The organism is Pseudomonas fakonensis, from assembly GCF_019139895.1.
Classification (GTDB): domain Bacteria; phylum Pseudomonadota; class Gammaproteobacteria; order Pseudomonadales; family Pseudomonadaceae; genus Aquipseudomonas; species Aquipseudomonas fakonensis.
Genome location: NZ_CP077076.1, coordinates 1836236 through 1848095 on the forward strand (window position 1 = coordinate 1836236; position 11860 = coordinate 1848095).

8 protein-coding genes are annotated in these 11860 nt (G+C 64.1%); 4 read left to right on the plus strand and 4 right to left on the minus strand.

Annotated features, from left to right (window positions below):
- Positions 1 to 184: 184 nt before the first annotated feature.
- Both KSS94_RS08305 and KSS94_RS08310 read right to left on the minus strand, forming a co-directional pair.
- The gene (locus KSS94_RS08305) at positions 185 to 760 is read right to left on the minus strand and encodes an ANTAR domain-containing response regulator (RefSeq protein ID WP_217842519.1); all 576 of its coding nucleotides are present in this window, start codon (positions 758 to 760) and stop codon (positions 185 to 187) included.
- 10 nt (positions 761 to 770) lie between these two features.
- Positions 771 to 2018 (minus strand): CmpA/NrtA family ABC transporter substrate-binding protein, encoded by a 1248-nt coding sequence (locus KSS94_RS08310; RefSeq protein ID WP_217842520.1) that lies wholly within the window; start codon positions 2016 to 2018, stop codon positions 771 to 773.
- A gap of 268 nt (positions 2019 to 2286) precedes the next feature.
- On the opposite strand from KSS94_RS08310, the gene KSS94_RS08315 reads away from it, so the two are divergent.
- Positions 2287 to 3309, plus strand: a complete 1023-nt coding sequence (locus tag KSS94_RS08315) for a quinone-dependent dihydroorotate dehydrogenase (RefSeq protein ID WP_217842521.1) — start codon at positions 2287 to 2289, stop codon at positions 3307 to 3309.
- 176 nt (positions 3310 to 3485) lie between these two features.
- Here KSS94_RS08315 and rmf read toward each other — a convergent pair whose 3' ends face one another.
- Positions 3486 to 3701 carry a ribosome modulation factor gene (gene rmf, locus KSS94_RS08320; RefSeq protein WP_023533691.1) on the minus strand — a complete coding sequence of 72 codons (216 nt, stop codon included), beginning with the start codon at positions 3699 to 3701 and terminating at the stop codon, positions 3486 to 3488.
- Between the two features lie 548 nt (positions 3702 to 4249).
- Between rmf and rlmKL the strand changes: the two genes are divergently transcribed.
- The gene (gene rlmKL / locus KSS94_RS08325; RefSeq protein WP_217842522.1) at positions 4250 to 6448 is read left to right on the plus strand and encodes a bifunctional 23S rRNA (guanine(2069)-N(7))-methyltransferase RlmK/23S rRNA (guanine(2445)-N(2))-methyltransferase RlmL; all 2199 of its coding nucleotides are present in this window, start codon (positions 4250 to 4252) and stop codon (positions 6446 to 6448) included.
- A 100-nt stretch (positions 6449 to 6548) separates the two neighbouring features.
- Positions 6549 to 8939 (plus strand): sensor domain-containing diguanylate cyclase, encoded by a 2391-nt coding sequence (locus KSS94_RS08330; RefSeq protein WP_217842523.1) that lies wholly within the window; start codon positions 6549 to 6551, stop codon positions 8937 to 8939.
- 926 nt (positions 8940 to 9865) lie between these two features.
- On the opposite strand, the gene dacB is transcribed toward KSS94_RS08330, so the two are convergent.
- The gene (gene dacB, locus KSS94_RS08335; protein WP_217842524.1) at positions 9866 to 11329 is read right to left on the minus strand and encodes a D-alanyl-D-alanine carboxypeptidase/D-alanyl-D-alanine endopeptidase; all 1464 of its coding nucleotides are present in this window, start codon (positions 11327 to 11329) and stop codon (positions 9866 to 9868) included.
- A 186-nt stretch (positions 11330 to 11515) separates the two neighbouring features.
- On the opposite strand from dacB, the gene KSS94_RS08340 reads away from it, so the two are divergent.
- A complete protein-coding gene (locus KSS94_RS08340; RefSeq protein WP_085674884.1) occupies positions 11516 to 11860 on the plus strand; it encodes a YggL family protein in 345 nt (114 codons plus the stop codon).

Here is an 11860-nt window from a genome sequence, read left to right on the forward strand (position 1 = left end):
TTGTCGGGATTTTGGGGCAACCGCCGTTGGCTACCTGGGGTTTGACTGAGCAAGAGGCGGGCCAATGTTGTTGCTGTGTGTGCTGACCTCTGTAGGAGCCGGCTTGCCGGCGATGAACCCACCACGCTGGATAGCACCGGCGTTGCCGGTGACCGCCGGTAAGCCGGCTCCTACAGGGGCAAGTTCAGCCGAGCATTTCGGACATGGCAATGATCTGCTCGGCCACCTGTACCAGCTTCTGCTGGCGGCTCATGGCCTGGCGGCGCATCAGGGTGTAGGCCTGCTCCTCGTTGCAGTCCTTCATCTTCATCAGCAGGCCCTTGGCCTGTTCGATGCGTTTGCGCTCGGCCAGTTGCTGGTCGCGGGCCAGCAGTTGGGCCTTGAGCGCCTGGTCGCTCTCGAAGCGGGCCATGGCCACGTCGAGTATCGGTTGCAGGCGTGCGGCATGGATGCCTTCGACAATGTAGGCACTGACTCCGGCCTGGATCGCCTGGCGCATCACCCCAGGGTCGTGCTCGTCGGTGAACAGCACGATCGGGCTTGGGCGGTCACGGCTGACCATCACTACCTGCTCCATCACATCGCGTCCGGGTGACTCGGTATCGATCAGCACCACGTCCGGGTGCACCGTTTCGACGCAAGCGGGCAGGTCGATGGTCAGGCCGGTGGCTTCGATCACTTCGAAACCGGCCTCGATCAACGCGGCCTTGAGTCGGCCGACCTTCTTCTCAGTGTCATCGATCAGCAGGATACGCAGCATGTTCGGGCCCTCAGTGGTTTACGCGGGCGCACGGCGCCGCATCGAGGGCGTGCAGGCTGAAGCTGCGCGCGTAGGCGTGTGGGTCGCTGCCATCCCAACGGCTGCCGTCGATCAGCAGGCTGCTGCGCATCGCCTGCTCGGGGCAGGGCACGTCGAGCGCCTCGGCGGCCTCGCGGTACAGGGCCAGTTGCTGCACCTGGCGGGCTACACCCAGATAATCCGGGTCGTCACGGAGGATGCCCCAGCGGCGGAACTGGGTCATGAACCACATGCCGTCAGAAAGATAGGGCAGGTTGGCCCGGCCCTGGTCGAACAGGCGCAGCGGGTGCTGGTCGTGCCAGTGGTGGCCCAGGCCATCCTGGTAGTTACCCAAAAGGCGCGCCTCGATGGTGCTGGCGGCGGTGTCCAGGTAGGCATTGGCGCTGAGCAACTGGGCGGTGCTGCGGCGGTTTTCGTCGTTACTCTCGATGAAGCGGCTGGCGGCGAGGATTGCCTTGATCAGCGCGCGGGCGCTGTTGGGGTATTGCTCGGCGAAGCTGCGGGCGCAGGCCAGCACCTTTTCCGGGTGGTCTGGCCAGATCGACTGGCTGGTGGCCAGGGTGAAACCCTGGCCCTGGGCGACGGCATCGGCCGACCACGGCTCGCCGACGCAGAAACCGTCGATGCGCCCGGCCTGCAGGTGGGCGACCATCTGCGCCGGTGGCACCACCACGCTGTCGACGTCGAACAGCGGGTGGATGCCTTGGCTGGCCAGCCAGTAATACAGCCACATGGCATGGGTGCCGGTGGGGAAGGTCTGGGCGAAGGTCAACCGCGCACCACCCTGGTGCACCTGCTGCGCCAGTGCCTCGGAACTGGTCACGCCCTTGCGCTGTAGGGCAGGGGACAGGTTGATGGCCTGGGCGTTCTGGTTCAGGCCCATGAGCACGGCCATGTCGCTGGCCGGCCCGCCGGCCACGCCCAACTGCACGGCGTACACCAACCCGTACAGGCAGTGGGCGGCGTCCAGCTCGCCGCTCACCAGCTTGTCGCGCAGCCCGGCCCAGGAGGCCTGGCGGCGCAGGTTGAGCGTCAGGCCCTGTTGCTGGGCAAAGCCCTGGGTGGCGGCGACCACCACCGAGGCGCAGTCGCTCAGGGCCATGAAACCGATGTCCAGGCTGGGCTTTTCCGGTGCGTCGCTGCCGTTGACCCAGGCCAAAGGTGTTGTCGGGAGGGGGGTATTCACGTAGGACCTCGGGGCATTTTGCAAAGGCGGCATGGGTGCTGGGCTTTGTACGAAAAGTGCCTGCGCGACGATCATGCTGCGTTGAAAACAGGCTGGTGCGCCAGCCCGGTCGGAATGCTCATTTACAACCCGTAAAGTCGAGCGCGACTCCGACCGTTCCTCGCCTGTTTTCGCCTTGCCTGATCGCCGCTCGGCGACTTTTCGTACAAACCCTACGAAGCAACCCATGTGCCAGGGCCCTGTCGCACCGACGATGCGCTGGCTATAATCGCCCCCTCACACACCGCGAGTCCGCCCGCCCATGTATACCCTGGCCCGCCAGCTGCTGTTCAAGCTCTCCCCGGAAACCTCCCACGACCTGTCGCTGGACCTGATCGGCGCCGGAGGCCGCATGGGCCTCAACGGCCTGCTGTGCAAGCAGCCGGCGGCGTTGCCGGTGAACGTCATGGGCTTGAACTTCGCCAACCCGGTCGGCCTGGCCGCGGGCCTGGACAAGAACGGCGCGGCCATCGACGGCTTCGCCCAGCTGGGCTTCGGCTTTGTCGAGATCGGCACCATCACCCCGCGCCCGCAGCCGGGCAACCCCAAGCCACGGCTGTTCCGCCTGCCCGAAGCCACTGCAATCATCAACCGCATGGGCTTCAACAACCTGGGTGTCGACCACTTGCTGGCCCGTGTTCGTGCGGCGCGCTACACCGGCGTGCTGGGTATCAACATCGGCAAGAATTTCGACACCCCGGTGGAGCGTGCCCAGGACGACTACCTGATTTGCCTGGAGAAGGTCTACAACGACGCCAGCTACATCACCGTCAACGTCAGCTCGCCCAACACCCCGGGCCTGCGTTCGCTGCAGTTCGGCGACTCGCTCAAGCAGTTGCTGGATGCCCTGGCCGAACGCCGTGAGCAACTGGCAAGCGCCAATGGCAAGCGCGTGCCGCTGGCGATCAAGATTGCCCCGGACATGAGTGACGAGGAGACCGCGCTGGTGGCAGCTGCGCTGCTGGAGTCGGGCATGGATGCGGTGATTGCCACCAATACCACCCTGGGCCGTGAAGGGGTCGAGGGCTTGCCGTTTGGCGGTGAAGCAGGCGGGCTGTCGGGCGCGCCGGTGCTGGAAAAAAGCACCCACACGGTGAAGGTGCTGGCGGGTGAGCTGGGCGGCAAGTTGCCGATTATCGCAGCCGGTGGCATTACCGAAGGCCGCCATGCCGCCGAGAAGATCGCTGCCGGTGCGAGCCTGGTGCAGATTTACTCGGGCTTCATTTATAAGGGGCCGGCGCTGATTCGCGAGTCGGTGGATGCAATTGCGGCGATGAAACGCTGAGTCGACGGCATTGTGGGGACCTGTAGGAGCCGGCTTGCCGGTGATCGCCGGCAAGCCGGCTCCTACAAGGGCGTGCACGCCAGAGAAATAAAAAAGGGGCCCCGCCTGGGGCCCCCTGGGCCGTAGCCCGCCGCCCGGATGGGGCGCGCATGGTGACTCGAATTCAGTGTCCTCGTTCAGCCAACGGCGTGATTTTCGTTGAGTCTATGGATGCCAGCGGTGCCGGTCATGCCGTCCCAGTTGTCGCCGCGGCCTTCGCGCCAGCCGTTGATCCAGGCTTGGCGGACAGATGGCAAGGTGAATGGGCAAAGTTCGCGGGATTTGCCGGTGACTCCATACTGGTAGCCACGTGAAAATGCTCTTTCCAACGGATCACGCTTAAGTCTTCTCATAGGGTGTTGCCCTCACTTGTTGACTGTAATGTCCCGTCGGCCTCTACGAGGCCGGGCAGAATCGTTCTGCCGGTATGCGCCCGCTGCCGGCGTCGCGGGCTGAAAGTGCCGCCTCGTTGCGAAGCGGCCTGAGACCAGTTCTAACGAATGCGCGTCACAGTGTGAATGATCGATTTGTCATAAGGACGTAACCTTTCATAGGGTGAGGGGATAAGTAAATAAATGCGACTGAACCTTGTTTGCCGTTGAGCCCGCTATGATCAGGGTTTGATCAACATTGACGTCAATTGGCCAGCGTCGCCGGTTGATGGCGGTAATAATTGCTCATGCGACGAAGGGTCACCCCCGCACCCTGAAGCGAGGAAATTTTCATACTGCCGGACGATCAAAGCCATTCTGCCACCAGGCGAAGGCTTGACTCGCCCGGTGGCCAGGCCCGGCGAGCGTTTCGCCGGCCACCCGGGCGCCTGCAAAAAAGGTGTGCGGGAAAACTTCGGCAGCCGATGCGTCGGCCTGCCACTGACCTAGCCAAAGGCTCTGGAAAACTCATGTCGGACCGTTTCGAAATTTATCTCACCTGCCCCAAAGGCCTGGAAGGCCTGCTTGCCGAGGAAGCCCGCAACCTGGGCCTGGAAGAGGTGCGTGAACACACCTCGGCCATTCGCGGCGACGCCGACATGGAAACCGCCTACCGCCTGTGCCTGTGGTCGCGCCTGGCCAACCGCGTGCTGCTGGTGCTCAAGCGCTTCTCGATGAAGAACGCCGACGACCTGTACGACGGCGTGCAAGCGGTCGACTGGGCCGACCACCTGGCTGCCGACGGCACCCTGGCGGTGGAGTTCAGCGGCCATGGCTCGGGCATCGACAACACCCACTTCGGCGCGCTGAAAGTCAAGGACGCCATCGTTGACAAGCTGCGCAATCGCGAAGGCCTGCGCCCGTCGGTGGACAAGCTCGACCCGGATGTGCGCGTGCACCTGCGCCTGGACCGCGGCGAGGCCATCCTCTCGCTCGACTTGTCCGGCCACAGCCTGCACCAGCGTGGCTACCGCCTGCAGCAAGGTGCTGCACCGCTGAAGGAAAACCTGGCGGCCGCGGTGTTGATCCGTGCCGGCTGGCCGCGCATTGCCGCCGAAGGTGGCGCCCTGGCCGACCCGATGTGCGGCGTGGGCACCTTCCTGGTGGAAGCAGCGATGATCGCCGCCGATATCGCCCCCAACCTCAAGCGCGAGCGCTGGGGTTTCAGTGCCTGGCTCGGCCATGTGCCGGCGCTGTGGCGCAAAGTCCATGACGAGGCCCAGGCCCGTGCCCAGGCCGGCCTTGCCAAGCCGCCGCTGTGGATTCGCGGCTACGAGGCCGACCCGCGGCTGATCCAGCCGGGGCGCAACAACGTCGAGCGCGCGGGCCTGGGCGACTGGGTGAAGATCTACCAGGGCGAAGTGGCCAGCTTCGAGCCGCGCCCGGACCAGAACCAGAAAGGCCTGGTGATCAGCAACCCGCCGTACGGCGAGCGCCTGGGTGATGAAGCCAGCCTGCTGTACCTCTACCAGAACTTCGGCGAGCGCCTGCGCCAGGCCTGCCTGGGCTGGGAAGCGGCGGTGTTCACCGGCGCCCCGGAGCTGGGCAAGCGCATGGGTATCCGCAGCCACAAGCAGTACGCGTTCTGGAACGGCGCCTTGCCGTGCAAGCTGCTGCTGTTCAAGGTGCAGCCTGACCAGTTCGTTACCGGCGAGCGCCGTCAGGGCGCGGTGGAGCCCACCGACAGCGAGCCGCGCCGCCAGGCCCCGGTGGCCAGCGAGCCGGCGCGGTTGTCCGAAGGCGCACAGATGTTCGCCAACCGCCTGCAGAAGAACTTCAAGCAGCTGGGCAAGTGGGCCCGCCGCGAGAAGGTCGATTGCTACCGCGTGTACGATGCCGATATGCCCGAGTACGCATTGGCAGTCGACCTGTACCACGATTGGGTGCACGTGCAGGAATACGCCGCCCCCCGCTCGGTGGACCCGGACAAGGCCCAGGCACGTCTGCTCGATGCCTTGTCGGCGATCCCCCAGGCCCTGGGCGTCGACCCGCAGCGTGTGGTGCTCAAGCGCCGCGAGCGCCAAAGCGGTAGCCGCCAGTACGAGCGCCAGGCCACTGAAGGGCGCTTCCAGGAGGTGAACGAGGGCGGCGTCAAGCTGCTGGTCAACCTCACCGACTACCTGGACACCGGCCTGTTCCTCGACCACCGCCCGATGCGCATGCGCATCCAGCGCGAAGCCGAGGGCAAGCGCTTCCTCAACCTGTTCTGCTACACCGCCACGGCCTCGGTACACGCGGCCAAGGGCGGTGCGCGCAGCACCACCAGTGTCGACTTGTCCAAGACCTACCTGGACTGGGCGCGGCGCAACCTGGCGCTGAACGGCTTCTCCGAGCGCAACCGCCTGGAGCAGGGCGACGTGATGGCCTGGCTGCAGAACGCCACCGACAGCTACGACATGATCTTCATCGACCCGCCGACCTTCTCCAACTCCAAGCGCATGGAGGGGGTGTTCGACGTGCAACGTGACCATGTCGAGCTGCTGGACCTGGCCATGGCCCGTCTGGCGCCGGGGGGCGTGCTGTATTTCTCCAACAATTTCCGCAAGTTCCAGCTCGACGAGCACCTGGCGGCGCGCTACGCGGTGGAGGAGATCAGCGCCCAGACCCTGGACCCGGACTTCGCCCGCAACAACCGCATCCACCGCGCCTGGCAGCTGCGCCTGCGCTGATCGTCGAAGAGGGTGGCGCCGCTGCTGGCCATTGGCTATAAAGCAATACAGGGCTGAACCATTCGCAGGACGCTGAAGCTGAAGTTGCTGAGAGTCCTCTATGTGGAAGGTACCTGCAAAGCTGTTGGCGCAGCTCGGTGACGAGCTGTCGGCCTGGGGGGTTGCCCTGGCCGCACTGGTCGCCGGTGGGCTACTCACCGGCGCGCTGGCCATTGCCACCCAAACCTTCTACAAGCAGCAACTGCGCCAGCGTTTCGAGTTGCTGGCCGGCGAGCGCTACAGCCGCATCGCCGAGCGTTTCGAAGAGCAGGAGCAGCGTCTTGACGGGCTGCGCCGCTTTTTCAGCTATTCCAACGAAGTCACCCCCAGCGAATTCGCAGGCTTCGCCCGCCCTTTGCTGCGCCGTACCCAGGCGTTTTCCTGGGCGCCGCGCGTCGAAGGCAGCCAGCGCGTGGCGTTCGAGCGCGCGTCCAGCGAGCGCCTGCAGATGCCTTACGGCATTCGCGACCGCAGCGCTGACGGTACCTGGCAGCCGGCCGCGGCGCGTGATCTGTACTACCCCATCCTCTACACCCAGGCCACCAGCCAGCAGCCGCAACCCATCGGGTTTGACCTGCGCGGCCAGCCGCTGCGGGCGGCGACCCTGGCCCGTGCGCTGAGCCCTGGCAGCATGGCAGTGTCGGCACCGCTGGACATGCTCAACGTCGAGCCCGGTTACAGCCGCGGGCTGCTGATTGTCGCCCCGGTGTTCAGTGAGCCGGCAACCGAGGGGGCAGTGCCCCGCGGCTACGTGATGGCGTTGCTGAGCCTGCGACAGCTGATCAATGAAAGCCTGCCCACCGAGGCTGATGATGACCTGGTGGTGCGTATCTATGACTTGTCCAGCGGCGGCGCCCACGAAGTGCTGTTCGATTCGGGAAACCAGCCGGCGGCCCTGAGCCTGGTCAGCAGCGAGTTGTTGCACCTGGCCGATCATCATTTCCAGCTGGATATCCGCCCCAGCGTGGACTTTCTGCAGGCCAACCGCTCTTCGGCGGTGGCGGTGGTTGGTATTTTCGGTGGCTTGCTGAGCCTGTTGCTGGCGACATTGCTGTACAGCCTGTTCAGCCAGCGCCAGCGCGCCCTCGGTTTGGTCGCGCGGCGTACCGCTGAGCTGCGGGTCAGTGAACAGTCGCTGCGCGAGACCCATAACCAGCTACGCAGCGTGCTCGATGCCGCGACCCAGGTGGCGATCATCGCCACCAGCCTGAAGGGGGTGGTCAGCACCTTCAACGCCGGTGCCGAGCGCATGCTGGGTTATTCGGCCGGCGAGGCGCTGGGCCATCTCACGTTGGAGGATCTGGTGCAGCCTGAAGAGCTGCACCGCCGCGCCCATACCCTGAGCCTGCGCTATGGCCGGGAGATCGGCGCTGGTCAGGCGATGTTCGCCGAAACCGTGCGCGAGGGCGGCACGCAGCCGGTTGACTGGACCCTGGTGCGCAAGGATGGCAGCCACCTGCTGGCCAACATGCTGGTTACAACGGTGCTCGATGAGCAAGGGTTGTGGGTGGGTTACCTGGCGATCTGCATCGACGTCACCGAGCGGCGCCGGGTGCACGAGGCCTTGGCGGCCCGTGACCGGCTGCTGGAAAAACTCAGCGCCGAGGTGCCAGGTGGGATCTACCAGTACCGCCTGGATGCCGACGGCCATTCGTGCTTCCCCTATGCCAGCCAAGGCCTGCACGACATCTACGAGGTCGACTTGGCCTTGTTGCGCGAGGATGCCACGGTGGTGTTCCAGCGCATTCACCCTGATGATCTGGAGCGGGTGCGCCAGTCGGTGCGCTATTCAGCCGAGCACCTGACGCCGTGGCGCGAGGAGTACCGGGTATGCCTGCCGCGGGCTGGGCTGCGCTGGGTGCGTGGTGAGGCTACGCCAGAGATCGGCGAGCACGCTTGTACGCTCTGGCACGGCTATCTGACCGACATTTCCGACCTCAAGCGGGTGGAGGAGGAGTTGCGGGCGCTGTCGGTCACCGATGCCCTGACCGGCATCCACAACCGGCGCTATTTCCAGGACCGGCTTGGCAGCGAGCTGGAGCGGGCGCGGCGCGATGGGCTGGCGCTGGCGGTGATCATGCTCGACATCGATCACTTCAAGCGCATCAACGACCAGTACGGGCATGCGGTGGGTGATTTGGTGTTGCGTACTCTGTGCCAGCGTATCGGGCAGCGTTTGCGGCGCACCGATGTGTTTTGCCGGTTGGGGGGCGAGGAGTTCATGGTGCTGTGCCCGGGGAGTGATGCCGAGCAGGCGCGGTTGTTGGCGCTTAAATTGTGGCATGGGGTGCGCGAGGTGCCGGTGGAGGGGGTTGGGCGGGTGACGGCGAGCTTTGGGGTGGCGGGGTGGCGGGATGGGGAGGGGGCGGATGCCTTGTTGTTGCGGGCTGATGCTGGGGTTTATGCGGCCAAGATGGCCGGGCGGGATCGGGTTGAGGGGGAGTTGCCGTAGGGGGGGTATTGGTTTTTAAAGTTGTGTGCTTATTTGTTTGATATGCTGATCTTTGTTTGTTTGTTTGTTTGTTTGTTTGTTTGTTTGTGGATTGTATGCGCATTCATTATTTGCATTGACGCTTATTCACCTTTCCGCCCTTACGGCGGCTCACTTTTTGAAGCATCAAAAAGTAAGCAAAAAATGCTCGCTCCATTCATACGGCCCCCTACGCTGCGCTTCGGGGGTTCCCTCACTCCGGGCTTGCTCCGGGGGTACGCGCCGACGGGCCGTCCCTGGCCCGATCGGCGCTCGACCGGCATCCATGCCGGTCGCCCCCCTACGCAATCCCTGCATTCGGCCTCCTGAAGTCGCGAAGTTAGGGGCGGCGCCTATGAGTACGCAGCTCGGTCGCTAGTTGCATTTGTGGGAACTCAGGATAGCAATCGCCGGCAAGCCGGCTCCTACAGTGGAACGCGTTAATTCGGATAACGCATACCCCTGTAGGAGCCGGCTTGCCGGCGATAGGGCCAGAACAAACAACACATCAATAACAATAAAACCAACATCCCAGTTCTTGATCTGGCTCTTGATCTGGCTCTTGATCTTGCTTCTAAGCGCGCAATAGCCCAGGCAACACAAATCGCGACTTCAGGAGGCCGAGCGTAGGGATTGCGTAGGAGGGCGACCGGCATGGATGCCGGTCGAGCGCCGATCGGGCCAGGGACGGCCCGTCGGCGCGTACCTCCGGAGCAAGCCCGGAGCGAGGGAACCCCCGAAGCGCAGCGTAGGGGGCCGGATGATGGGAGCAGACGGTTTTGCCTACTTTTGCCACGACAAAAGTAGGCCGCCGTAAGGGCGGAAAGGTGACGAAAAGCGCATATCGTCAACGAATGCGCATACATCTACCAAAGCAATCACCCTAAAACCCCGATCCCATAATCAGATCAAGGCTCAACCCCAGCCGTCCCACCACCCAACTTCGGCTGCCGATAAAGATCCAGCAACACCTGATCCAGCACCTGTGAAGCCCCCCAAGGCTTGGGGTCATTTAGAATCGCCGCCACCGCCCAGGTATGCCCGTTACTGTCCCGGCTGAAGCCGGCAATCGCACGCACGGTATTGAGCGTACCGGTCTTGATGTGCCCCTCGCCGGTCATGGCCGTGCGCTTGAGGCGCTTGCGCATGGTCCCGTCCATGCCCACCAGCGGCATCGAGCTGATGAACTCGGCGGCATACGGGCTCTTCCACGCCGCCTGCAGCAGCGCTGCCATTTCCCGGGTACTGACCCGCTCGGCACGGGACAGCCCCGAGCCATTCTCCATCACCAGGTGCGGCGCGGTGATGCCCTTTTTCGCCAGCCATTGGCGCACAACCCGCTGGGCAGCACGTGCGTCATCGCCGTCGGCATCGGTGCGGAACTGCGCACCAATGCTCAGGAACAGCTGCTGGGCCATGGTGTTGTTGCTGTACTTGTTGATGTCGCGAATCACCTCCACCAGGTCCGGGGAGAAGGCGCGGGCCAGCAGGCGCGCCGACTTGGGTACGTCCTCGATGCGATCACGGCCCTGGATGCTGCCACCCAGCTCGTTCCAGATGGCGCGCACGGCGCCAGCGGCGTAGGTCGGGTGGTCGAGCAGCGACAGGTAGGTCTGCGAGTTGCAGCCCTCACCGAGCTGGCCGCTGACCGTCACGCTGATGCCGTCGGCCTGCTGTACCGGGTTGTAGCGCACGTCGCCCGCGCACTGCTTGCCGGCCACCGCCTTGACCTGGTTGTCGATGCGGATGCTGGCGATCGGCGGCTCGACCGACACTACCACCTTGCCGCCGTCGTTGCGGGCAACGAAGCGCAAGGCCTTGAGGTTGACCAGCAGTGAATCGGGCTTGACCAGGAAGGGTTTGTTCTCGTCGCCGCCATCGTCATCGAACTGCGGCAGGTTGGGTTGCACGAAGTGGCTGCGGTCCAGCACCAGGTCGCCGCTCACCGTGCGTACGCCGTTGGCGCGCAAATCACGCATCAGTAGCCAAAGCTTTTCCATGTTCAGCTTGGGGTCGCCGCCGCCCTTGAGGTACAGGTTGCCGTTGAGCACACCGTTGCTCAGCGTACCATCGGTGTAGAACTCGGTCTTCCACTGGAAGGTCGGGCCCAGCAACTCCAGCGCGGCGTAGGTGGTGACCAGTTTCATGGTCGAGGCCGGGTTCACCGACACATCGGCGTTGAACACCGTGGCGTTGCCGGGGCCATCGAGGGGCAGCATCACCAGCGACAGGGCGGTGTCCTGCAGTTTGTTCTTGGTCAGCGCCTGCTGCACCTTTGGCGGCAGGCTGGTGTTGACGGCGGCGGCCTGGCTGGTGAGGGAGAAGGGCAGGAACAGGCCGGCGAGCAGCAGTGGGCGAAGCGTCTTGATCATAAATATGAATACCCTGCAGGCGAGGGAAAAGGGTAATGGGGCTGTAAGAAATGGTGGCCCCAGGTCGAAATATAGTGGGCATTATGCCCCAAGCGCAGCGTACATGGGCCTTGTTCGATGGAAATGCGCCCTTGTAGCGCGGAAACTGGTAAAGTGCCGCCCGTAAATACTTGAGAGGATTGTTTCATGGCTACCAACCGTTCCCGTCGCCTGCGCAAAAAACTGTGCGTGGACGAATTCCAGGAGCTGGGTTTCGAACTGAACCTGGGCTTCAAGGAAGACCTGTCCGATGAAGCCATCGATGCCTTCCTCGACGCTTTTCTGGCTGAAGCCATGGACGCCAACGGCCTGGACTACGTCGGCGGCGACGATTTCGGCCTGGTTTGCCTGGCCAACCGCGGCTCGGTCAGCGAAGAGCAGCGCGCCACCGTCGAAGCCTGGCTCAAAGGCCGCAGCGAACTGACCAACATCGAAGTCAGCCCGCTGCTGGACGCCTGGTACCCAGAGAAGCCGATCAACCCGGCTTCCTGA